This is a genomic window from Hyunsoonleella aestuarii (assembly GCF_006148925.1).
Classification (GTDB): domain Bacteria; phylum Bacteroidota; class Bacteroidia; order Flavobacteriales; family Flavobacteriaceae; genus Algibacter_D; species Algibacter_D aestuarii.
In genome coordinates this window covers 152,812-176,213 of record NZ_VAWB01000003.1, presented here as the reverse complement: position 1 = coordinate 176,213, position 23,402 = coordinate 152,812, and the positions used below count along the sequence as shown (strand labels likewise).

The window sequence follows — 23,402 nt, the reverse complement described above, 5'->3', positions numbered from 1 at the left end:
AATGATATTTACAATGGAATATTTCCATGCTTGCGATTAGGTGTATCTACTTGTTTATTTTGAAGTGTAGCGAACGCCTTTATCAGTTTTCTTCTCGTATTTTCGGGAAGTATAACTTCATCTATAAAACCACGCTTAGCAGCTTCGTATGGATTTGCAAATTTTTCGGCGTATTCTTTTTCTTTTTCAGCTAATTTTTCTGAAGAATTATCAGCATTTGCTATTTCTCTTTTAAAGATTATTTCGCTAGCGCCTTTAGCACCCATAACCGCAATTTCTGCCCCCGGCCAGGCATAATTGAAATCAGCTCCTATATGCTTCGAGTTCATAACATCATAAGCACCTCCGTAAGCCTTTCTAGTGATAACTGTAATTCTTGGTACTGTAGCTTCGCTTAATGCATATAATAATTTAGCGCCATGTATTATAATTCCATTCCATTCTTGGTCGGTGCCAGGTAGGAAGCCTGGAACATCTACAAGAACCAATAAAGGAATATTGAAGCAATCGCAAAACCGGGTAAATCGCGCTGCTTTTCGTGAGCTATCTACTCCAAGAACACCCGCAAAAGCCATGGGTTGATTAGCGATAACACCAATGCTTTTACCACCTAATCGAGCAAACCCAACAATAATACTTTCTGCATAATCTTTATGGATTTCATAGAAAGAATCAACATCAATTATTCCAGATATAACATCATGCATGTCATACGGTTTATTAGGGTTTTCTGGTATTATGTTGGATAGCTGCTCTCTAATTTCATCTTTTAAATTAAAATCAAAAGATCTTGTATTTTCTTTATTATTTTGTGGTAAATAATCCAAAAGCTTTTTAATATCTTCTAAACATGCTACATCATTTGCCGAAGTTTTATGAGCAACCCCAGATTTAGAAGCGTGAGTTTCTGCGCCTCCTAATTCTTCACTGGTAACCGATTCGTTTGTAACTGTTTTAACAACATTTGGTCCGGTAACAAACATGTAACTAGTATCTTCAACCATAATAGTAAAATCGGTAATAGCTGGAGAATAAACAGCACCACCAGCGCAAGGACCCATAATAGCAGATATTTGTGGGATAACACCAGAGGCCTTTACATTTCTGTAAAAGATATCTGCATAACCGCCTAATGAACGAACACCTTCTTGGATTCGAGCACCTCCTGAATCATTTAGACCTACAATTGGAGCACCTACCTTGACGGCCATATCCATTATTTTGCAAATTTTTTCGGCATGGGTTTCAGATAAGGAACCTCCAAAAACAGTAAAATCTTGGGCATAAACATAGACCAATCTATCGTTAATAGTACCATAGCCAGTTATTACGCCATCACCTAAAAAAACTTGATTCTGCATACCAAAATCGGTTGTACGATGTGTAACAAGTTTCCCAATTTCCTCGAAAGAACCAACATCCATAAGATATTCAATACGTTCACGTGCGGTTAATTTTTTAATGGCATGTTGCCTATCAATGCGATCTTGCCCTCCTCCTAAGTTGGCCAGTGTATTGAGCTCGTTAAGTTTATTTATTTTAGAATCCATAGTTTACTTTGTAAAAATGTACGTCAAATTGATTTAGTGCTATTTCTAAATTGGTAACCGTAAAAGTTTTTGATCTTCAATATATTGTTTGATGGCTATAATTGCTGCGATTCTAGCCTCATCTTCGGTTTCTTTCATTAATGATTTTGGTGAATAATATTTCTTTATAAAGTGTGTATCAAAATTTCCAGACCTAAAGGCATCGTGCTCGCAAACATATTTACCAAATGGAAGTGTTGTTTCAACACCTTCAACATGATAATTTTCAATAGCATTAATCATTAACTGAATAGCTTCTGCCCTTGTCCGGCCATAGGTGATTAGTTTAGACAGCATAGGATCATAATAAATTGGAATGTCCATTCCTTCTTCAAAACCATTATCAACTCTAACGCCATTTCCTTTTGGCAATTTGTAAGTATCTAAATGCCCAACACTAGGCAGGAAATCGTTTAAGGGGTCCTCGGCGTAAACTCGTAATTCCAGAGCATGTCCTTTAATTTTTAAATCGTTTTGTTTAATTTGAAGCGCTTCTCCACGAGCTACTTTAATTTGAAGTTCAACTAAATCTACTCCAGAGATTAATTCAGTAACAGGATGTTCCACCTGTAATCTTGTATTCATTTCTAAGAAGTAAAAATTAAGATCGGCATCCATTAAAAATTCAACAGTTCCGGCTCCAAGATAATCACAAGACTTAGCAACTTTTATAGCAGCCTCTCCCATTTTGGCTCGTAATTCGGGTGTTAAAATACATGAAGGAGCTTCTTCAACAACTTTTTGATGACGACGCTGAATGCTGCATTCGCGTTCGAAGAAGTGCAATACATTCCCATGGCTATCTGCCATAACTTGTATTTCTATATGGCGCGGAGAACCAACGTATTTTTCGATAAATACAGATCCATCTCCAAAAGCAGAAGCAGCTTCACTAATAGCACGATTCATTTGAGATTCTAAATCACTTTCTTTTTCAACTACACGCATTCCTTTTCCACCACCACCAGCCGATGCTTTAATAAGAATTGGAAAGCCAATATTTATTGCAATAGCTTTTGCTTTATTAATATCTGTAATGGCTTCGTCAATTCCTGGCACCATTGGTATATTATATGCTTTAACGGCTTCTTTAGCAGCTAATTTGCTACCCATGATTTTAATAGCTTTTGATTGCGGACCAATAAAAATAATATCATTATTTTCACACAATTCGGCAAATTCAGCATTCTCACTCAGAAAACCATATCCTGGATGAATGGCATCAACACTTAAGTTTTTAGCTACTTCAATAATTTTATCACCTCTGAGATAAGATTCAGAGGAAGGAGGTTCTCCAATACAAACTGCTTCATCTGCAAATTTAACATGGGGTGCATTTCTGTCTGCTGTTGAGTACACAGCTACCGTTTTTATACCCATTTTTTGAGCGGTTTTCATAACCCTCAGAGCAATTTCCCCTCGATTAGCTATCAATATTTTGTTCATATTAGTTAAACTCAATTAGAAGTTGATTTTTTTCAACGGCATCTCCTTTTTTAGCTGTTATAGATTTTATTATACCATCCCTTGGCGATGTAATAATGTTCTCCATTTTCATGGCTTCAAGAATTAAAAGTGCGTCATTTTCTTTGACTTCTTGCCCAACATTAACGTTTATCTCTAGAATTAATCCAGGCATAGGAGCCTTAATAGAATCAATTTTCTTTGAAGCTCCAGCTGAAAACCCCATTGCTTTTATAAGTAATTCTAACTCACTGTAAATCTTTATCTTGTGTGTCCTATTGTTTATCTTTACTTCATATTCTTTATTGTTCAAATTGGCATTTATAATTTCTACTTTGTATGGTTTATTGTTCTTTAGAATATGATATTGTGAGTTTGTAATTTTTATGGTGTCTAGCTCGGAGAATTCATGAGCGTTAATATCTAATTCGATGTTATTGTTAACACGTACTTTAAAAGGTTTGCCCATAATTAACTTGATTGTTATTAGTAAATATAAGGATTTTTATCAGTTGGAATTGACAGGTAAATAGAATCAAACTTATCAGAAAAGTTTATCCCTTAATTAACAAAAATTAATATCCCAGATTATGTCTGATTTCTTTAAGAATAAATTCGTAATACGATTTATTTGAAGGAACGAAATGATTGTCGTTAGCACCTAATCTCTTAATTAATGTTTCAAACTCTTTAAAAGAAACCAGTTTTAGAGCTTGCACTTCTTCCTCTTGAGGATTTAATTGATCGAGTGTGGTATTTAATTTTGAGATGTATGTGTTATGAAATTCGTTGTCTTTGATCCCGTTATCGTAAGATTGAAAGCATTTGAAAACACCAATTTTGAGTAAATCGGACTTTACAATACTCAAACCTATTTCTTCCTGAGTTTCTCTAATTGCTCCTTCTATAATACTTTCTCCAGTATCTATATGGCCAGCAACCGAAACATCCCACATTAAGGGACAAATGGTTTTTTTAACAGATCGCTGAGACAGAAGTATTTTACCGTCTGTTGTGTAAAACCAAATATGAGCGGTATTGTGATAATAACCTTTTTGATGGATTACAGTTTTTAATTCTGATTTACCCGTAGGAATACCATTTTTATCGACAATGTCTAGAAATTCATCCATAATAAAAAAAGCCTCATTGCAGAGGCTTAATATTTATTTGAAATAACTAAATGTTTCTCCGTCTTTTATGTTAAGCAAGGACTCATAAATTAATTTAATTACATTCTCTACATCATCTTTATGAACCATTTCAACAGTTGTATGCATGTATCTCAGTGGTAAAGATATTAACGCAGAGGCAACTCCTCCATTGCTGTATGCAAAAGCATCCGTGTCTGTTCCAGTTGCTCTCGATAATGCGGAACGTTGAAAAGGAATCTCCTTGGCTTCAGCAGTTTCAGTAATCAAATCTCTTAATTTTTGTTGTACCGCTGGAGCATAAGCTACAACTGGTCCTTTACCAATTTCTATATGACCTTCTTTTTTCTTTTCAATCATTGGAGTTGTGGTATCGTGAGTAACATCTGTAACTATCGCAACATTAGGTTTTATAGTTTCTGTTATCATTTGTGCTCCGCGCAGTCCAATTTCTTCCTGAACAGCGTTGGTAATATATAGTCCAAAAGGTAACTCATTATTGTTTTCTTTAAGCAATCTTGCGACTTCAGCAATCATAAATCCTCCCATACGATTATCTAATGCACGACATACAAGTTTATCATTGTTTAGGATATGAAATTCATCTGGATATGTAATAACACAACCAACATGGATACCTTTTTTTTCAACTTCTTCTTTGTTAGAACATCCACAATCTATAAATATGTTATCTGGTTTTGGAGGCTCTTCTTTAGCCCTGTTTCGAGTATGGATAGCTGGCCATCCAAAAACTCCCTTTACAATTCCATTCTTTGTGTGAATATCGACTATTTTACTTGGTGCAATTTGATGATCGCTACCTCCATTTCTAATCACATAAATAAGACCATTATCTGAAATGTAATTTACATACCACGATATTTCATCTGCATGCCCCTCAATAACAACTTTATATTTTGCAGTTGGATTTATAACGCCCACAGCAGTTCCATAGGTGTCTGTAATAAATTCATCTACGTAAGGGCGTAAATAATCCATCCACAATTTTTGGCCATCCCATTCATAACCTGTAGGTGCGGCATTGTTAAGGTATTTTTCAAGAAAATCTAATGATTTTTTATTCAGTATGCTTTTGTTTGCCATTGCAATGAAAATGATTAATTAATTTAAAAGAAAGTTTTTGAATTTCGTGTTTTTGTAAAAATAAGAGATTTCATGATTTTTATATCATATTACAAATAATATTTTGTAACAAAAACGGCTTTTGCAATACTAATTGAATAATTCAATAAGATAAACCATTCAACTATGAAGTTAGTCATTAAAGATTTAACAAAAACGTATAAAAACGGAGTTAAGGCAATAGATAATCTGAGTCTAGAAATTGGAACAGGAATGTTTGGGTTACTTGGACCGAATGGAGCAGGGAAGTCATCCTTAATGAGAACCATTGCTACATTGCAAAGTGCAGACAAAGGAACCATTACTTTTGGCGATATTAATGTTTTAGAAGATAAGATGTCCTTACGAAAGGTACTAGGTTATTTACCTCAATCTTTTGGTGTTTATCCCAAAATGTCAGCGGAAGCACTACTGCATTATTTTGCAACCCTTAAAGGGATTGCTTCTAGAAATGATAGGGATAAAATAGTTAATGAGGTTCTAGAAATTACCAATTTATATGATGTTAAAAATAAAAATGTTTCTGGTTATTCTGGTGGTATGAAGCAACGTTTTGGTATTGCCCAATTATTATTAAATAATCCAAAACTGATTATAGTTGATGAACCTACAGCAGGTTTAGACCCAGCAGAGCGTAATCGATTTTTAAATGTACTTCGTGAGGTAGGCACAAACTGTACCGTCATTTTTTCTACACATATTGTTGAAGATGTTAAGGAGTTGTGTAATGAAATGGCAATATTAAATGGTGGACGTATTTTGAAGCACACAACACCTATTGAAGCTACTGCCGAAATTGAAAATCAAATCTGGACAAAGGTGATTCAAAGAGACGAATTAGAAGATGTGGAAGCAACATATAATGTGCTTTCCTCGAATTACAACCAGGATAATACTTTAAATATTCGTGTACATGGGTTAGAAATACCAGCAGAGGATTTTATTAAAGCAAAACCCCAATTGGATGATGTTTATTTTATGGCTTTAAGACAAGAAGAATTGATAAGCATTTAATTTTTATTTAATCATCTAATTAAACAGACTATCATGTTCATAAATATATACAAATACGAATTAAATTATTGGCTCAAAAAACCTGCATTTTATATTTATGCAGCTATCTTTTTCCTTTTGTCTTTATTTTTATCGGCATCTTCAGCAGGGATTTTTGATTTTTTAACTGTAACCACGGGGTCATCTTTAATTGTAAATTCTCCTATAGGAATTTCAGGCCTATTTAATGCTTTAACAATATTTATATTCTTTTTATTTCCTTCCATAGTAGGTGTTTCAATTTATAGGGATTTTAAAAGCGAGATGCACACTATCTTATATTCCTATCCTTTTACAAAAGCAAATTATTTATTTGCTAAATTTCTAAGTGCAATAACTGTAGTTACTTTTATCGTAATGCTTATTGCTATTGGTATGATAATAGGGTTTAGATTACCCGGAACAAATAGTGATTTGGTAGGAGCTTTGGATATAAGTTCTTATATCATCCCATATTTTGTATATATACTTCCCAACGTTATTTTATTTGGAGCAATTGTTTTCGCAACTGTAACTTTTACTAGAAACATTGCTGCAGGTTTTATTGTTGTTGTATTACTCATTTTTGGTCAGGGTCTTTTAGAAAATTTATTATCCGATCCAGATACACGATTCTTAGCAGCTATTTTAGATCCTTTTGGCGCTGGTGCTTCAAATTACTACACGCGTTATTGGACGGTTGCAGAGCAAAATGAATTACCCTTACCCATAAAAGGAGTTGTTATTTATAATAGACTTCTATGGTTTACTATAGCGGCTTTAATTTTTGGTTTAGTATTTAAATTCTTTACGTTTAGTCAGAATGCTGTAACGCTTAATTTTAAAAAGAATAAAGGTGTTAGAGCTATAAAATCGAACTTTGGTGGCATTACAAAAATTAATTTACCAAAAGTTTCTTTTAATTATTCATTTGTTCAAAACCTAAAAGCTACTTGGCGACTGTCTATAGTCGATTTTAAATATATCATTAAAAGTTGGCCATTTATCAGTATTGTGATTGTTGGTCTTATAATCATGATAATTTCGATATCAGAAGTTGGTAATCTATTTGGTACTGAAACATTACCAATGACTTGGAAAATGCTTTCCAAAGGATCTGCTTTTAGTATATCAATAATAATTTCAATTTTCTTATATGCAGGCATGTTGGTTCATCGTGGTAAAATAGCGAACGTAAACCAATTGGTAGATACAACACCTATTCCTAATTGGAGCCTATTATTATCTAAATATATAGCGCTTTTAAAAATGATAATATTGCTTTTAACAGTAATATTAGTTTCTGGTTTAATATTTCAAATTTATAAAGGCTTTTTCGATTTTGAACTTGGGCATTATATTAAAGAATTGTATATACTGCGTTTCATTCAGTTTGCTATTTGGGCTATGTTGGCTTTGTTTATTCAAACTTTGGTAAAAAATCCTTATTTAGGTCTTTTTATACTAATAGTTATTTTAATTGGGTTTCCACTAATATTTTCATCACTAATAGAGCAAAGTGTTTTTAAATATAATCGTGGAGCGTCTTTTAGCTATTCAGATATGAACGGTTATGGTAATACGTTACCAAAGTATTTTATTTACAAACTGTATTGGTTTATAGCGGGTGTTGGGTTATTAATATTGTCTGGACTGTTTTGGGTTCGTGGATTACCGCATTCATTTAAAGAGCGCCTTTCAATTTTTAAATCACGCTTTACTGGAGGTACGAGATTAGCTTTTGCAGCAGTTTTAATTACGTTTTTAACTATAGGTTATGGCATATATTACACTAACAATATTAAAAATGTATATACTACAAATAAGGATAGAGAGAAGCAACGTGTGGAATATGAAAAGAAATACAAAAAGTATGAAAATGCTGTACAACCAAGGGTTGTTTCGGTCAAAGCTGAAATGAATATTTTTCCTAAAGAATTAAACTTTAAGGGAAGCGGAACCTATGTAATGGTGAATAAAACGAATAAGGTTATTGATAGTATTTTTTTAAATCATAATGATTACCCAAGTACGTTTGAATTTAATGAAGCTAACTCCCTTGTTTCTGAAGATACCCTATATAATTTCGATATTTATAAACTTCGAAAAGGATTGCAACCTGGGGATACTTTAAAATTAGATTTCGAAGTTTGGAATAAGCCGAATACACTTCTCCGTAAAAATTCACCAGTAATAGAAAACGGAACATTCATTAATAATTTTCAAGTGTTTCCTTCTCTTGGCTATAGCACAGCAGGAGAGCTATCTGATGATGAAACTAGGAAAAAATACGGATTACCTGAAAATAAGTTAAAACCACATCCTTCAGATTCAACAGCACTAGGTAATACTTATATATCAAAAGATTCAGATTGGATAGATTTTGAGGCTACGGTTAGTACATCAGATGATCAGATTGCAATCGCACCAGGTTATTTGCAGAAAGAATGGATCGATAGTGGCAGACGATATTTTCACTATAAAATGGACAGTAAAATTTTAAATTTTTATGCTTTTAATTCTGCTAGTTATAAAGTTAAAAAGGATAAATGGAACGATGTTAATTTGGAAATTTATTATCATGAACCTCATGATTATAATTTGGAGCGTATGATGGAAGGAATGAAAGCGTCGTTAGAATATAATTCTAAAAATTTTAGCCCTTACCAACATAGACAAGCTAGAATTATTGAATTCCCTAGAACTTCAGGTAGTTTTGCACAGTCATTTCCTAATACGATTCCATTTTCTGAAGGAGTTGGATTTATTGCGGATGTTGATGAGAGTGAAGATGGTGGTGTCGATTATCCATTTGCAATAACAGTCCATGAAGTTGCGCACCAATGGTGGGCACATCAAGTAATAGGTGCCGATGTTTTGGGAGCTACAATGATGTCTGAAAGTTTATCAGAATACGTATCACTTAAAGTTCTTGAACATGAGCATGGTAAAAGCAAGATGAGAAAGTTTCTAAAAAAGGCTTTAGACGATTATTTAACGCGAAGAACCTTTGAAAGAAAACGTGAAAAATCGTTAATGTATAACGATGGTCAACCATACATTAGATATCAAAAAGGATCCTTAGTTTTTTACGCTCTGAGCGATTACATAGGAGAAGATGTTTTAAATAATGCGCTAAAAAAATATGTCGAAAAAGTTAAGTTTCAAGAGCCGCCTTATACAACGTCAATAGAAATGATTGATTTTATAAGGAAAGTAACTCCAGATTCATTAAAATATACTATAAAGGATATGTTCGAGACCATTACATTATACAATAACAGGATAGTTAAGGTTGACTCTAAAAAACTTGATAGCGGTAAATATCAGGTGGATATAGAATTTGAAGTTGGTAAATATAGAAATGATGATAAAGGGAAAAAATATTATGGTGAAAAAGAAGGAGACACCTTATCTTACCAAACAGAATCTATGAGAAAGCCTCTATTATCTGTGCCTCTTGCCGATTATGTTGATATTGGTGTTTTTGCTGAAGAAAAAGTTGATGAAGAAACAAAGGAAATAGAATTATATTTGAAGAAACATAAAATAACTTCTATAAATAATAAACTAAGTATAATAGTTGATAAAGAACCAGTTGAGGTAGGTATTGATCCTTATAATAAACTTATTGATACCAAATCGGATGATAATAGAAGGCGGTTTTAACACAGTTAGTCTTTATTAAATTTTGAGCTCATTAATAAAATTTTATTGGTGAGTTTTATTTTTTGCAAGACAGAATTCACGCATGCTTGCGTCGGGACTTTGTTTGAAAATGTCATTAACCTTAAAACGGGAATTCAAATAATATTCAACTAAAATTAAGAGTTATCATTTAGTAAATTAGTAATTTTATCATCCTAAATCTTCCAGTAAATTTTAAATGAATTTTCTTAAATATATATTACTTTTTATTCCTGCCATCATGCTTGCTCAAATTAATGACGTCGAGCAGGACTCAACCGCTGCAGAGTATTTAATTATTGAAGGCGACTCTGTGCCAAGAGTTGTAATCGATTTGGATGAAGTGAAGCTGTTACATAAGCTTAAGTTTAATAGTAAAAAAGATAGAATTCGTTATTTAATTCTAAGAAGGAAAACCGTAAAAGTATATCCTTATGCAAAAATGGCGGCTGATAGGTTAGACTCTTTAAATACAAGACTGGAATCTATGACGAGAAGACGTGATAAAAAGCGATATACTAAAATGATTCAAAAGTATATTGAAGGTGAGTTTTCAGATGAATTAAAGAAGCTAACTAGAACAGAGGGTCAAATACTAGTTAAGCTAATTCATAGACAAACAGGTCGTACAACCTTCGAATTAGTTAAAGAATTGCGCAGTGGTTGGCGTGCGTTTTGGTATAATACTACAGCAAGCATGTTTGATATTTCTTTGAAGCGCGAATTCGACCCCATTAATGACAAGGAAGATTATTTAATTGAAGACATACTTCAGCGTAATTTCCAAAGTGGACGGTTAGAACGACAAAAATCAGCTCTTGATTTTGATTTTTACGATTTAACCGATAAATGGCTTTATTCTAAAACAGAAAATTAGATGCGGGTACAAACACCATTTGAAGAAAAGCTCAATGCTCTAACGCATGGAGTAGGTGCTATATTTGGTTTTGTTGGTCTAATACTGCTGATAACTAATAATGCAAACAAAACTGATTGGAGCGAGTTTAGTATTATTGTTTATGGCCTCTCAATAATTATTCTTTTTAGTGCTTCTACGTTTTATCATTGTGTTAAAAGGGAGAGACGCAAGCATTATTTTAGAATAATTGACCACATCAGTATTTATTTGCTTATTGCAGGGACTTATACCCCTGTCTTGTTAATTTCTTTAGAACAAAGTTTAGGTTGGTCTTTATTTTATGTTGTTTGGGGTATTGCAGTTTTTGGAGTAATTTTAAAATTATTTTTTACTGGAAGGTTTGAAGTTTTTTCAACCTTACTTTATCTAGTTATGGGATGGCTTATTGTTTTCGATTTCTCTAATCTTTCTGAAACCATGCATCCAAATGGAATTTTGTTTCTATTTGCAGGAGGGTTAGCATATACTTTAGGAATTGTTTTTTACATTTTTGAGCGGATTCCATTTAACCATGTAATTTGGCATATATTTGTTTTGGCTGGAGCTATATTCCATTTTTTTATGATTTTTGATTATGTAATTTAGTGTGATGACCGAATTTAAAAAAGCACACTCATCTATTCATTTTGAAATCATTTCTCAATTAGCAGACAGTATTTGGAGAGAACATTATATTCCTATTGTTGGAAAACCTCAAATAGATTATATGCTTGATAAATTTCAGTCGGCAGAGGCTATTAAAGAACAGGTAGCGTCAGGTTTCGAATATTTTCTAATCTATTATAATGAAACGCCTGTTGGCTATATTTCCATTAAAAAGGAAGAAAAAGCTCTTTTTTTAAGCAAAATTTATGTTTTAAGCTCATATCGAAGAAAAAAAATAGGTAAGTCTTCTATGATGTTTGTTGAAGAAAAGGCTAGCTATTATAATTTAGAAAACATTAGGTTAACAGTAAACATTAATAACATAAATTCTATAAAGGCCTACGAAAAAATGGGTTTTGTAAATGAAGGTCCGTTAGTAACCGATATTGGTAATGGTTTTATTATGGACGATTATCAAATGATTAAAAAAATAAAGGCCTAAACTGTTTAGTAATCTCATAAAGTGCAATTGTTGCGGCTTGTACCACATTCATGCTGGAGTTTTGTCCAAACATGTTAATATGAATAGTAGCATCTGAAACTTCCAAGATGTGCTCTGACACTCCGAAATTCTCATCACCAAGAACTAGACATAGAGGTTTTTCAGAAGAAAATTTAAACTCATCAATTGGTATACTAGAATCTGTAATTTCTAAAGAAAAAATTTGATACCCTTTTTGTTTGAAGTCATTAATAACCTTTCCAGCAGATTTATAAATTTCGTATGTAACAACCTTCTCAGTATTTCTAGATGTCTTGGTCATTTTTCGACCTAATGCGATATTCTCACCACAAAGAATTAATCTTTCAATTCCAAAAGTATCAGCAGTTCGAAATAAGCTTCCAATATTTGGTGCATTAGAAACATTATCGCAAACCAGAATAATGGGAAACTTTTGTTTTTTGAAATTGGTAGTGTAATGTGTGAGTTGCATAGGCTATATCCTATGGTTTAATTGATTGAAATATTAATTTTCAAAGGCATACTTAATAATATTAGCACCCATTTTTAAAGCTTTTTCTCTTGCTTCTGAAGGATCGTTGTGAACGGCTTCATCCTCCCAACCATCACCAAGATCACTTTCGAATGTAAATAAAAGAATGAGTCTATCTTCATTAAAGATACCAAATGCTTTCGGAGCCTTACCGTCGTGTTCATGTATTTTGGGAAGACCTGCATTAAAAGGATAAACACTGCTAAAAATGGGGTGGTTATTTGGTAGTTCAATGAGTTCTTTATTTGGAAACACCTTTTTTAATTCTTTTGTAATAAACGGTTCCATACCATAGTTATCGTCTATGTGTAAAAATCCACCTGAGATAAGGTAGTTTCTTAGGTTTTCGGCGTCATCTTCATTAAAAAAAACATTACCGTGACCCGTCATGTGTATAAATGGAAATTCAAAAATATCGGAACTACCAACCTCTACAGTTTGTACTGAGGTATTAATTCGTGTATTAATATTATTGTTGCAATATTTAACAAGGTTAGGTAATGCGGTTGGATTACTGTACCAATCGCCACCACCGCTGTATTTTAAAACCGCCACATCCTGCGCAAAAGACATCATCATAAAACCTATGAAAAAAATACAGCAAATTAGTTTCATCCAACAATATCAATTAAATTTCATTTACAAAAGCCACCGAGTGACAAGCCACTATAGCAGCAGTTTCAGTTCGTAATCTCGTTTCACCCAAAGTTACAGGAATAAACTTATTATCTAAAGCCATTTCAATTTCTTTAACACTAAAGTCACCTTCAGGACCAATTAATATGGTTACATCATTTTTTGGTTTCAATTCGTTTTTCAGAGATTTTCTTTGGGTTTCCTCACAATGAGCAATAAATAAATCGCCTTTAAATTGTTGTTCTATATACGCTTTAAAAGGAACGGTTGCCTTAAGTTCAGGCAAATAACAGTTCAAAGATTGTTTCATAGCCGATTGAAGAATTCTTTCAAAACGTTCTGGTTTTATAACCTTTCGTTCACTATGCTCGCAAATAATAGGTGTGATACTATCAATACCAATTTCGGTAGCTTTTTCTAGAAACCACTCGTAGCGGTCGTTCATTTTTGTAGGTGCAACTGCAAGGTGTAAACTGTAATCACGCTTAGATTGTTTAGATTTAGAGATGATGTTAACTAAGCATTTTTTAATATCATTTAATTCAATTTCTGCCTGAAACAACCAACCCTTTCCATTAGTAATATGCAAGTAATCACCCTTAGTCTTACGAAGTACCTTAATTATATGTTTGCTCTCTTCTCTATTAAAAGAGAATTGATTGACGTCTTCATTTATTTCAGGGTTATAGAATAATTGCATTATTCAATATCGTCAACTATTTTAAGAACTCTAATTTCTGAAATTTCTTTAGGCTTATAAGTATTTAATACAACATAATGCCAATTTTTAGATGGTATGTCAACCGCATAAATATCGTCTAAGGAATTCTCATTTATAGTTGTAATGTTTCTTTCAAATTCCGGATGCATTTTCCCTTTTGAAAACCAACCGGTATCACCACCTCGACGCGCATTGGCATCCATTGAATATTGCTTAGCAAGAAAATCGAAACTTGCACCATCTTTATATTTTCTTATGATATTTTGTTGCATAATTTTAATTTCATCAATCGTGTATTTCGAGCCATCTAAATAAATATAAGAAGCTCTGTATGATGGAATCGTAACTTTGTCAACTACTTTATAGACTGTTTTTTCATAGTCGTTTTCATAAGTTTTGGTTGCTCCTAAACCTAGTTTTAAAAGATCTTTAGCTAATGTGGTTTTATGTTTTTCTTCATTAAATACAATGAATTTATGCTTTTTAAACGTCTTGGTTTTTAAATAGGCTTTAGCCTTTTCAAAAGAGTTAACACTATCTAAATCTTTTTCGATAGAATTTTGGGCAACAACCAAAGGCGTAATAAAAATAAATAAGTAGAGTAGGGTGTTTTTAAGCATTATCATGGGTTTATAATTCAAACCCAAATTTATATTTAATAATGTAACCCTAAAATGATTTCAAACTAAGTTTTTAAGATATGGTTGTTCATAACTTAAATTGAAGCTAGATTTTTAATCTAGCAGAGGCTGTAATATTCTGCTCAGCAAAATATCCTTCAAGGTATTTTAAATAACCAACTATAGCAATCATAGCAGCATTATCAGTAGTGAACTCAAATTTTGGAATGTATGTTTTCCATCCAAATTTTCTCTCACCATCTTTCAGTGCTTGTCTTATTCCAGAATTAGCCGATACGCCGCCACCAATAGCAATATGATTTATACCTGTTTCTTTTGAGGCTAATTTTAACTTATCAATTAAAATACCCTTTATAGTATACTGAATTGAAGCGCAGATATCATTAATATTTTCTTCAACAAACTTAGGGTTAGCTTTAGTTTCGCGTTGCACAAAATAAAGAATAGCCGTTTTTAATCCTGAAAAGCTAAAGTTTAATCCATCTACTTTTGGTTTTGTAAATTTAAAAGCTTTGGGATTTCCTAATTTCGCACGCTTGTCTATCTCTGGACCCGCAGGATACCCTAACCCCAATATTTTACCGCTTTTATCAAAGGCCTCACCGACAGCATCATCTATAGTTTCTCCAATAACAGTCATATCAAAATGGTTTTTTACTGTCACTATCTGTGTATGTCCACCAGAAATGGTCAGTGCCAAAAATGGAAATGGGGGTTTTATAAAACCATCTTCCTCAATAAAATGAGCAAGAATGTGAGCTTTCATGTGATTTACATTTATCAAAGGAATATTAAGTCCAAAAGCTAGGGACTTTGCAAAAGAGGTGCCTACTAGTAGAGAGCCCATTAAACCAGGACCACTAGTAAAAGCTATGGCATGAAGTTGATCTTTGGATATATTGGCAACTTTAAGAGCTTCATGAACTACAGGAACAATGTTTTGCTGGTGCGCGCGAGATGCTAATTCGGGCACTATACCACCATAGTCTTCGTGAATTTTTTGGCTAGCAACAACATTGCTCAAAATTTTACCGTTGTGTATTACAGAAGCGGCTGTATCATCGCATGATGACTCGATTCCAAGAATATAAATATTTTGTGAAGACATTAATAAATATTAGGCACAATAATTGTTAATTTTGAATATGAGAAAACGTCTGCTTTATTCAATATTCCGTATATGCAAATGTAGTTTATTCTTAATAAAATTATAACTTTAGCACCATCAAAAGAGTTCTAAAAATAGCATACAAAATTGCAGCTATCCTGTTGCTTTTATTCATCATTTTGGTGCTTATCTTCTCAATTCCTGCTGTTCAAACAAGTTTAGGTAATTATGCTACCAAACGCTTGAACGAAGATTTTGGAACCAACATTAATATTGATAAGGTTGGCTTGCAGTTTAATGGAGATATCGAGCTTAAAAATATTTATGTTGAAGATTATAAAAAAGATACACTAATTAATATAGCAGAATTTAATACATCAATATTAAGTTTTAGGAATCTTTATCAAGGTAAATTGATCTTTGGTGATATTGATATCATGAATTTGGTTTTTAATATTAAAACCTACCAAGGCGAGAAGGACACCAACCTAGATATATTCGTGGCTAAATTGGAAGGCGATAACCCTAGCAAGGGTGATGGGTCTTTCTTACTGTCTTCAAGTGACGTATCCATTTATGATGGACATTTTAGATTGCTTGATGAAAATAGAGAAAAAGTTACAGTATTGGATTTTGAAGATCTAAATATTAATGCTACTAATTTTTTAATTAAGGGAAGTGATGTAAGCACGCGAATTAATACTTTAGGGTTAAGAGCTGCAAGAGGTATAGAATTGAAGAATATGATGACTGATTTTAAGTATACTTTAAAAGACATGACATTTGAAAATCTTCAAATTAACACACCAAATTCTGTTTTAAAAGGTGATTTAAAATTCTCATACAAGCGCGAAGATCTACAGTTCTTTACAGATAAAGTTATGGTCTCTGCTAGTTTTAGAGATTCCAATGTACTATTAGATGAGCTAAATACTATATATAACGAATTTGGAGTAGGGCAAAAAGCAAGGTTTGATGTTGATTTAAGCGGTACTTTAAATGATCTTAAAACGTCTAATTTGAGGTTGAATACTAGCAGAAATACAAAGATTTATGGAGATATCAACTTTAAGAACCTTTTCAATAAAGAACCAAATAATTTTGTTATGGATGGCAGGTTTCGCAATCTGTCATCTACATACAACGATTTAAAGTCCTTATTGCCAAATGTTTTGGGTTCTGCTATTCCGTCTTCTTTTGATAGACTAGGAGAGTTCAAAATTATTGGAACCTCCTATGTTACGGCATCTACAGTTAACGCAGATATTGAGATAGATACAGATTTAGGGTTTGTAAAATCAAATCTCGAAATTACTAAAATAAATAATATAGATAATGCCAGCTATAAGGGTAAATTGATGTTTGAAGACTTCGATTTTGGGACGTTTATAGAAGACCCAAATTTTGGTTTGGCATCAATCGATATAAATGTTGACGGAAACGGTTTTGTGGCCGAAACTATAAATACTGCAGTTAATGGTGATGTTTTCTCAATAAATTATAACAATTATGATTATCATAATATAAAAGTAGGAGGCACGGTTAAAAACCGAATTTTTGATGGAAACTTCATTGCTAATGATAAGAATTTAGTAATGAATTTTAACGGGTTGGTAGACTTTTCTGAAAATATAAAGAAATACGATTTCCAGTCTAAAATTGATTATGCAAATTTAAGAGCTCTTAATTTTATATTAAACGACAGTATTTCACTTTTTGATAGCTCGTTAAAAATGAATGTCGATGGTAGTAGTTTTGATGATGCTGTTGGTAAAATAGCCTTAACTAACACGACATATAAGAATGAACACAATACTTATTTCTTTAAAGAATTCAATATTGAATCCCGTTTCAATAGGGATATTAGATATATCGATATAAGCTCTCCAGATATTATTCAAGGTTCTATGAGTGGGCGTTTCTCTTTTAACGATTTGAAAAAGTTATTTGAAAACTCTCTAGGCAATATTTACGCTAATTATATTCCCCATAAAGTAAAAGAAAATCAGAAGATTGATTTCAATTTCAGAATTTATAACAAAATACTAGAAGTTTTTATGCCAGATATCGAGCTAGGTGCAAACACCTTTGTTAGAGGAAGTGTAGAAAGTGATGAGAAAGAGTTTAGACTTACGTTTAAATCCCCTAAAATTAAACTTAATAATAATTTTATTCAGAATATTGAACTTCAGGTAGATAATAGTAACCCATTGTTTAACACCTATGTTGAGGTTGATAGTATAAAGACAGATTACTATGATGTGTCCAGATTTAGCCTAATTAATGCAACCATTAATGACACGCTGTTTATGCGTTCAGAGTTTAAAGGAGGCAAACGAAATAAGGATAATTATAATTTAAGTTTTTACCATACAATTAATGAAGATAATGAATCTGTAATAGGCTTTAAAAAATCTGATGTTGTCATAAAAGACTATAATTGGGCTATAAATGAGGTTGATGATAAGTTTAATAAGATTGCTTTTAACAAAGACTTGTCTAAATTTAATATTGATAAACTTCGAATTAACCATAATAATGAAGAAATAAAATTATCTGGGTTTATTAACGGTAAAACTCAAAAGGATTTAAAACTCAATTTCACCAATATAGATTTATCAAAAATCACACCAGATATTGATAGCTTGTCATTAGGAGGAAATGTAAATGGAAAACTTGATATTCTTCAAAAAAATGGTAGCTATTTACCAAATTCTACAGTAGTTATAGATGATTTTGAAATCAATGATTTTCCTCTTGGTTCCTTCGATGCTACTATTACAGGTAATGAAGATTTAACTAATTACAATGTAGATGTATTTATAAAAGATGATATATCTAAATCGTTTAGTGCAAAGGGAGATATTAGTGTGGTTGGTAGACTATCGAATATTGATGTAGACCTTGGTTTCGATAGGTTTAATTTAGTGCCATTAAACCCACTTCTTGAAGATGTACTATCAGATATTCGAGGAAAAGTATCTGGTACCGCTAGAGTCCATGGTAATTTAAAGAAACCAGATATAGATGGCGAGTTGAAATTAAACGAATCTGGTTTTAGAATTCCATATTTAAATGTCGACTATCAGTTTAATGATAATGCCCTTGTAGATTTAAGAGATCAAAGTTTCGTCTTTAAAGATTTAAAACTGACCGACACACGTCATAATTCTCAGGGAGAACTAAATGGATTACTCAGTCATGTAAATTTATCTAAATGGCGTTTAGACCTAAATATTGATACCCCAAGGTTACTAGTATTGGACACCGAAGAACAGGAAGAGTCTCTTTATTTTGGTACTGGTTTTATTGGTGGTAAAGCATCAATCAAGGGGCCAACAGAACAATTAACAATTAGTGTTGTTGGAGAAACTAAGGAAGGAACCGTTTTTAAAATTCCATTAAACGATACGGAGTCTTTTGGAGATAATTCTTTTATTCACTTTGTCACAAAAAAAGAAAAACAAGCACGTAGAGCTGGAGAAGAGGTTATCTTTAATGAAATAAAGGGATTAGAGTTAGATTTTGATTTGGATGTAACTGAAGATGCCGATTTAGAAATTATTATAGACAAAAATACAGGTCATGCATTAAAGGGTAATGGTCGAGGAGGACTTTTAGTAGAAATAAATACTAATGGGAAATTTAATATGTGGGGTGACTTTTCTGTTTTTGAGGGTGTTTATAATTTCGCATATGGAGGTCTAATACAAAAGGAGTTTGTGGTGCAGCCAGGAGGAACTATATCTTGGGAGGGAGATCCGTTAAAAGCACAATTAAATATGTTGGCTATATATAAAACCCAAGCTAATCCATCGCCATTACTGGATAATCCCATAAATAGAAGTATTCCAGTTGAACTTAATATTAGTATTATTGGTGATTTAGAACAGCCAGATCCAGACTTTACATTTGTGTTTCCAAACGTAAATTCCACAATAAAATCCGAGCTTCAGTATAGACTAGAATCTCAAGACGATAGACAGAATCAGGCATTATATTTACTATCCACGGGATCCTTTTCTAGAGGACTAAATGAATTAAATTTTTCTGGGACGATAGCAGAAAGATTGAACGGTATTATTAATGGTATTTTTTCAAGTGGAGATAGTAAATTTAGTTTAGGCTTGAATTATGAAGCGGGACAAAATCGTCCAGATTATCAAACAAATGATCGTTTTGGAGTAACCTTGAGAACCCAAATTAGCGACCGTGTACTTATTAATGGAAAAGTAGGAGTACCAGTTGGAGGGGCAGGAGCAACCGAAACTGTTATTGCTGGAGATGTTGAAATAGACTTCCTCCTTAATGATGAAGGAACATTAACCGCGAAGGTTTTTAATCGAGAAAATAGCATACGTAATTTTGGTGAAGAAATAGGTTATACCCAAGGTGTAGGTATTGCTTATAATATTGATTTTGATACTTTTAAAGAGTTAATTCAAGGGCTCTTTAAAAAGTCAAAGGAAAGCGAAGATCTTGTAGAAACAGAAACACAAGTAAAAAAGGAAGAACCTCTGCCTGATTTCATAAGTATAAAACCATCTTCTAATAACTAAAAATTGCTTCTCTTATAACAATTTTGAATTCAAATTGAGAGCAATCACTTTTTTTATTAACTAAAACGTTATAGTGTCAACATAAGCATTAAATTACTATAAATGCTATAGATATGTGCGTTTTGTTTAGTAATTTTACGTTCCAAATTATAAAAATTTATGCCAAAAGCGATAAAAAAAATAGGAGTATTTACATCAGGAGGGGATTCTCCAGGTATGAATGCTGCGGTTCGTTCGGTTGTTAGAACTTGTGCATATCATAATATTGAGTGTGTTGGTATTTATAGAGGCTATGAAGGTTTAATGGAAGGAGACTTTGTAAAAATGGATGCGCGTAGCGTAAGAGGAATAATAAACAAAGGGGGAACTATATTAAAATCTGCACGTTCAAAAGAGTTTAGAACAAAAGAAGGAAGAAAAAAAGCTTACGATCAATTAGTTGCTGCAGGAGTAGGAGGTTTAGTTGCTATAGGGGGTGATGGTACTTTTACAGGTGCTATGATATTTAATCAAGAATTCGGTTTTCCCGTAATGGGAATTCCTGGAACTATTGATAATGATATTTTTGGTACTTCTCACACTTTAGGGTTTGATACTGCGCAGAACACAGTTGTCGAAGCTATCGATAAAATACGAGATACGGCGAGTTCGCATAACAGATTATTTTTTATTGAAGTTATGGGCCGCGATGTTGGACACATTGCCTTAAACGTAGGTATTGCAGGCGGAGCTGAAGAGATTTTAATACCTGAGGAAGATTTAGGTTTAGATCGACTTGTTGAATCATTAAAAAGGTCTCGGAAATCTGGAAAATCTTCAAGTATTGTCGTTGTTGCCGAAGGTGATAAAATAGGCAAAAACATTTTCGAATTAAAAGAATATGTAGATGAGAACATGGAAGGCTATGATGTTCGTGTGTCTGTTTTAGGTCATATGCAGCGTGGGGGTGCGCCCTCTTGTTTCGATAGAGTTCTAGCTAGCAGAATGGGAGTTAAAGCAGTCGAGTCTTTATTAGAAGGAAAATCTAACTTTATGGTTGGGTTATTAAATAATAAGATGGAGTTAACACCTTTAGATAATGCTATTAAGGGTAAATCAAAAATAAATTTAGAATTATTGCGTGTCTCAGATATCATGAGCACTTAACATTTATAAACACGATTATGTCAAAATTAAAAATTGGAATTAACGGATTTGGTAGAATAGGTAGAATTGCTTTTAGAGTAGCAGCTTCTCGACCTGATATCGAAATAGTAGGAATCAACGATTTATTAGATGTTGATCACTTAGCTTATTTATTGAAATATGATTCTGTACATGGTAGATTTAATGGTACGGTTGAAATTGCTGATGGTAACCTAGTAGTTAACGGAAATGAAATTAGAATTACAGCAGAACGTAACCCAGAAGAGTTAAAATGGGATGCCGTTGGTGCAGAGGTTGTATTAGACTGTACAGGTATATTTACAACTTTAGATAAAGCACAAGCGCACATTAAGGCTGGTGCTAAGAAGGTAGCTATTTCTGCTCCATCTGCAGATGCTCCAATGTTTGTAATGGGTGTAAACCATGATAAAATTACAGCTAGCGATACCATTGTATCGAATGCATCTTGTACAACTAACTGTTTAGCGCCATTAGCAAAAGTTATTGATGATAATTTCGGAATTGTTGAAGGTTTAATGACAACAGTTCACGCTACAACAGCAACTCAAATGACAGTTGATGGTCCTTCAAGAAAAGACTGGAGAGGTGGTAGAAGTGCTATAGCAAATATTATACCTTCTTCAACTGGTGCTGCAAAAGCAGTAGGTAAAGTAATTCCTGAATTAAATGGAAAGCTTACAGGTATGGCTTTTAGAGTTCCAACTCCAGATGTATCTGTTGTTGATTTAACAGTTAGAACTGAAAAAGCAGCATCATGGGATGAAGTTAAAGCAGCTTTAAAATCAGCTTCTGAAGGGCCAATGGCAGGTGTATTAGGATACACGGAAGAAGGTGTTGTTTCTCAAGATTTTGTTTCAGAAACACAAACTAGCGTTTTTGATGCAGGAGCAAGTATCGCTTTAAATGATAATTTCTTTAAATTAGTATCTTGGTATGACAATGAGTTTGGTTACTCAACTAAATTAGTTGATTTAGCGCAACACATTGCTTCAGTAAAATAATATTAAATTTTATTAATAATAACTCCGCAGAGTTATTGTGTAATAAGCACAGTAATCTGTGGAGTTTTTTTAGCTTTAAACTTATGATTTTAATTGTTGATAGTGGTTCTACAAAGTCAGATTGGTTGGCCGTAGATAATAACGGAAATAGATTAATGGAAAAGATTAGGACTAAGGGTCTTAACCCAGCTATACTTAGTGAAAAAAAACTATCTAAAACTATTAAAAAAAGTAAAGAGTTAAGCGAGAACAGTAATGCAGTTACCCATGTGTTTTTTTACGGAGCAGGTTGTGGTACAGAAAATCCTAGAATGCTTTTAAAGGAAGTTCTGGAAGAAATTTTTCCAAATGCCGAAGTCTCTGTTAATGAAGATACTCTTGCAGCTGTTTATGCAACTATTAATCATCCAGAAGAGGCTGCTGTAGTTTGCATTATGGGAACGGGGTCAAATTGTAGTTATTACGATGGCAAAACCTTACATCAGCGAGTGAACTCATTAGGCTATATTCTTATGGACGATGCGTCGGGTAATTATTATGGTAAACAATTGATTCGTGACTATTATTTTAACCACATGCCTGAAAATGTAAAAATTGCTTTTGGGGCTAAATACAATATGGATTCGGACTTCATTAAATACAATCTTTACAAACAACCAAGTCCAAATGCTTATTTAGCTAATTTTGCAGAGTTTATGTTTTTACACAAAGATTCCGAGTACACCGTTAATCTTATTAAAGAAGGTATTCGCGTATTTGCCAGAAATATGATTTTGCAATACAAAGAAGAATTAAAAACAGTTCCAGTACACTTTGCTGGGTCTATTGCCTTTTTTGCACAAGAAGAAATAAAGGCTGTTGCAGAAGAAATGGGTTTTACAGTCGGTAATTTTGAACGAAGACCAATTGATGGTTTGGTAGGTTTTCATACCCAAGACCTCTAA

General features: G+C 32.9%; 20 protein-coding genes. 9 read left to right on the top strand and 11 right to left on the bottom strand.

Going from position 1 to position 23,402, the window contains the following annotated elements:
- Window positions 1–8: 8 nt before the first annotated feature.
- The 5 genes from FEF17_RS13120 to FEF17_RS13100 form a co-directional block, all read right to left on the bottom strand.
- Window positions 9–1,550, bottom strand: coding sequence for an acyl-CoA carboxylase subunit beta (locus FEF17_RS13120; protein ID WP_139002870.1), 1,542 nt, complete (start codon window positions 1,548–1,550; stop codon window positions 9–11).
- Between the two features lie 45 nt (window positions 1,551–1,595).
- The gene (gene accC / locus FEF17_RS13115) at window positions 1,596–3,035 is read right to left on the bottom strand and encodes an acetyl-CoA carboxylase biotin carboxylase subunit (RefSeq protein ID WP_139002869.1); all 1,440 of its coding nucleotides are present in this window, start codon (window positions 3,033–3,035) and stop codon (window positions 1,596–1,598) included.
- A gap of 1 nt (window position 3,036) precedes the next feature.
- Window positions 3,037–3,522 (bottom strand): acyl-CoA carboxylase biotin carboxyl carrier protein subunit, encoded by a 486-nt coding sequence (locus FEF17_RS13110; protein ID WP_139002868.1) that lies wholly within the window; start codon window positions 3,520–3,522, stop codon window positions 3,037–3,039.
- Between the two features lie 106 nt (window positions 3,523–3,628).
- A complete protein-coding gene (locus tag FEF17_RS13105) occupies window positions 3,629–4,186 on the bottom strand; it encodes an NUDIX hydrolase (protein WP_139002867.1) in 558 nt (185 codons plus the stop codon).
- Between the two features lie 33 nt (window positions 4,187–4,219).
- Window positions 4,220–5,308: a M42 family metallopeptidase gene (locus FEF17_RS13100; protein WP_139002866.1), complete on the bottom strand. Its 1,089-nt coding sequence runs from the start codon at window positions 5,306–5,308 to the stop codon at window positions 4,220–4,222.
- A gap of 165 nt (window positions 5,309–5,473) precedes the next feature.
- Between FEF17_RS13100 and FEF17_RS13095 the strand changes: the two genes are divergently transcribed.
- Window positions 5,474–6,361 carry an ABC transporter ATP-binding protein gene (locus FEF17_RS13095; protein WP_139002865.1) on the top strand — a complete coding sequence of 296 codons (888 nt, stop codon included), beginning with the start codon at window positions 5,474–5,476 and terminating at the stop codon, window positions 6,359–6,361.
- Window positions 6,362–6,456: 95 nt separating this feature from the next.
- On the opposite strand, the gene FEF17_RS14450 is transcribed toward FEF17_RS13095, so the two are convergent.
- Window positions 6,457–6,627: a hypothetical protein gene (locus FEF17_RS14450; RefSeq protein WP_246046853.1), complete on the bottom strand. Its 171-nt coding sequence runs from the start codon at window positions 6,625–6,627 to the stop codon at window positions 6,457–6,459.
- Window positions 6,628–6,664: 37 nt separating this feature from the next.
- Between FEF17_RS14450 and FEF17_RS13090 the strand changes: the two genes are divergently transcribed.
- From FEF17_RS13090 to FEF17_RS13075, 4 genes are all read left to right on the top strand, one after another.
- Window positions 6,665–10,048 carry a M1 family aminopeptidase gene (locus FEF17_RS13090; RefSeq protein ID WP_246046852.1) on the top strand — a complete coding sequence of 1,128 codons (3,384 nt, stop codon included), beginning with the start codon at window positions 6,665–6,667 and terminating at the stop codon, window positions 10,046–10,048.
- A 217-nt stretch (window positions 10,049–10,265) separates the two neighbouring features.
- Window positions 10,266–10,943 (top strand): DUF4294 domain-containing protein, encoded by a 678-nt coding sequence (locus FEF17_RS13085; protein WP_139002863.1) that lies wholly within the window; start codon window positions 10,266–10,268, stop codon window positions 10,941–10,943.
- Window positions 10,944–11,570 (top strand): PAQR family membrane homeostasis protein TrhA, encoded by a 627-nt coding sequence (gene trhA, locus FEF17_RS13080; protein WP_139002862.1) that lies wholly within the window; start codon window positions 10,944–10,946, stop codon window positions 11,568–11,570.
- A 4-nt stretch (window positions 11,571–11,574) separates the two neighbouring features.
- Complete coding sequence (locus FEF17_RS13075; RefSeq protein ID WP_139002861.1) at window positions 11,575–12,072, top strand: GNAT family N-acetyltransferase; 498 nt, start codon at window positions 11,575–11,577, stop codon at window positions 12,070–12,072.
- On the opposite strand, the gene FEF17_RS13070 is transcribed toward FEF17_RS13075, so the two are convergent.
- From FEF17_RS13070 to tsaD, 5 genes are all read right to left on the bottom strand, one after another.
- Window positions 12,053–12,565, bottom strand: a complete 513-nt coding sequence (locus tag FEF17_RS13070) for a TrmH family RNA methyltransferase (RefSeq protein ID WP_139002860.1) — start codon at window positions 12,563–12,565, stop codon at window positions 12,053–12,055. The two genes, FEF17_RS13075 and FEF17_RS13070, sit on opposite strands and share 20 nt — an antisense overlap.
- A gap of 33 nt (window positions 12,566–12,598) precedes the next feature.
- On the bottom strand, window positions 12,599–13,240 hold the full coding sequence (locus FEF17_RS13065; RefSeq protein WP_139002859.1) for a DUF4159 domain-containing protein: 642 nt from the start codon (window positions 13,238–13,240) through the stop codon (window positions 12,599–12,601).
- Between the two features lie 13 nt (window positions 13,241–13,253).
- Complete coding sequence (locus tag FEF17_RS13060; RefSeq protein ID WP_139002858.1) at window positions 13,254–13,961, bottom strand: 16S rRNA (uracil(1498)-N(3))-methyltransferase; 708 nt, start codon at window positions 13,959–13,961, stop codon at window positions 13,254–13,256.
- The gene (locus tag FEF17_RS13055; protein ID WP_170181011.1) at window positions 13,961–14,602 is read right to left on the bottom strand and encodes a peptidylprolyl isomerase; all 642 of its coding nucleotides are present in this window, start codon (window positions 14,600–14,602) and stop codon (window positions 13,961–13,963) included. Before FEF17_RS13055 ends, FEF17_RS13060 begins: the two co-directional genes overlap by 1 nt.
- Window positions 14,603–14,708: 106 nt before the next feature.
- Complete coding sequence (tsaD, locus tag FEF17_RS13050; protein WP_139002856.1) at window positions 14,709–15,731, bottom strand: tRNA (adenosine(37)-N6)-threonylcarbamoyltransferase complex transferase subunit TsaD; 1,023 nt, start codon at window positions 15,729–15,731, stop codon at window positions 14,709–14,711.
- 161 nt (window positions 15,732–15,892) lie between these two features.
- On the opposite strand from tsaD, the gene FEF17_RS13045 reads away from it, so the two are divergent.
- From FEF17_RS13045 to FEF17_RS13030, 4 genes are all read left to right on the top strand, one after another.
- Window positions 15,893–20,290: a translocation/assembly module TamB domain-containing protein gene (locus FEF17_RS13045; RefSeq protein ID WP_139002855.1), complete on the top strand. Its 4,398-nt coding sequence runs from the start codon at window positions 15,893–15,895 to the stop codon at window positions 20,288–20,290.
- Window positions 20,291–20,449: 159 nt separating this feature from the next.
- Entirely contained in the window at window positions 20,450–21,436 is a 987-nt protein-coding gene (gene pfkA, locus FEF17_RS13040) for a 6-phosphofructokinase (protein WP_139002854.1), read from the top strand.
- Window positions 21,437–21,453: 17 nt separating this feature from the next.
- Window positions 21,454–22,458, top strand: a complete 1,005-nt coding sequence (gene gap / locus FEF17_RS13035) for a type I glyceraldehyde-3-phosphate dehydrogenase (protein ID WP_139002853.1) — start codon at window positions 21,454–21,456, stop codon at window positions 22,456–22,458.
- Between the two features lie 83 nt (window positions 22,459–22,541).
- A complete protein-coding gene (locus tag FEF17_RS13030; protein WP_139002852.1) occupies window positions 22,542–23,402 on the top strand; it encodes an N-acetylglucosamine kinase in 861 nt (286 codons plus the stop codon).

What these genes read in the sequence shown, in the direction of transcription:
- FEF17_RS13120 (WP_139002870.1), bottom strand. Translation starts at nt 1,550, where the DNA reads ATGGATTCTAAAATAAATAAACTTAACGAGCTCAATACACTGGCCAAC.
- accC (WP_139002869.1), bottom strand. Translation starts at nt 3,035, where the DNA reads ATGAACAAAATATTGATAGCTAATCGAGGGGAAATTGCTCTGAGGGTT.
- FEF17_RS13110 (WP_139002868.1), bottom strand. Translation starts at nt 3,522, where the DNA reads ATGGGCAAACCTTTTAAAGTACGTGTTAACAATAACATCGAATTAGAT.
- FEF17_RS13105 (WP_139002867.1), bottom strand. Translation starts at nt 4,186, where the DNA reads ATGGATGAATTTCTAGACATTGTCGATAAAAATGGTATTCCTACGGGT.
- FEF17_RS13100 (WP_139002866.1), bottom strand. Translation starts at nt 5,308, where the DNA reads ATGGCAAACAAAAGCATACTGAATAAAAAATCATTAGATTTTCTTGAA.
- FEF17_RS13095 (WP_139002865.1), top strand. Translation starts at nt 5,474, where the DNA reads ATGAAGTTAGTCATTAAAGATTTAACAAAAACGTATAAAAACGGAGTT.
- FEF17_RS14450 (WP_246046853.1), bottom strand. Translation starts at nt 6,627, where the DNA reads ATGGAAGGAAATAAAAAGAATATAAATATTGTTAAAGCATTAAATAGG.
- FEF17_RS13090 (WP_246046852.1), top strand. Translation starts at nt 6,665, where the DNA reads ATGCACACTATCTTATATTCCTATCCTTTTACAAAAGCAAATTATTTA.
- FEF17_RS13085 (WP_139002863.1), top strand. Translation starts at nt 10,266, where the DNA reads ATGAATTTTCTTAAATATATATTACTTTTTATTCCTGCCATCATGCTT.
- trhA (WP_139002862.1), top strand. Translation starts at nt 10,944, where the DNA reads ATGCGGGTACAAACACCATTTGAAGAAAAGCTCAATGCTCTAACGCAT.
- FEF17_RS13075 (WP_139002861.1), top strand. Translation starts at nt 11,575, where the DNA reads ATGACCGAATTTAAAAAAGCACACTCATCTATTCATTTTGAAATCATT.
- FEF17_RS13070 (WP_139002860.1), bottom strand. Translation starts at nt 12,565, where the DNA reads ATGCAACTCACACATTACACTACCAATTTCAAAAAACAAAAGTTTCCC.
- FEF17_RS13065 (WP_139002859.1), bottom strand. Translation starts at nt 13,240, where the DNA reads ATGAAACTAATTTGCTGTATTTTTTTCATAGGTTTTATGATGATGTCT.
- FEF17_RS13060 (WP_139002858.1), bottom strand. Translation starts at nt 13,961, where the DNA reads ATGCAATTATTCTATAACCCTGAAATAAATGAAGACGTCAATCAATTC.
- FEF17_RS13055 (WP_170181011.1), bottom strand. Translation starts at nt 14,602, where the DNA reads ATGCTTAAAAACACCCTACTCTACTTATTTATTTTTATTACGCCTTTG.
- tsaD (WP_139002856.1), bottom strand. Translation starts at nt 15,731, where the DNA reads ATGTCTTCACAAAATATTTATATTCTTGGAATCGAGTCATCATGCGAT.
- pfkA (WP_139002854.1), top strand. Translation starts at nt 20,450, where the DNA reads ATGCCAAAAGCGATAAAAAAAATAGGAGTATTTACATCAGGAGGGGAT.
- gap (WP_139002853.1), top strand. Translation starts at nt 21,454, where the DNA reads ATGTCAAAATTAAAAATTGGAATTAACGGATTTGGTAGAATAGGTAGA.
- FEF17_RS13030 (WP_139002852.1), top strand. Translation starts at nt 22,542, where the DNA reads ATGATTTTAATTGTTGATAGTGGTTCTACAAAGTCAGATTGGTTGGCC.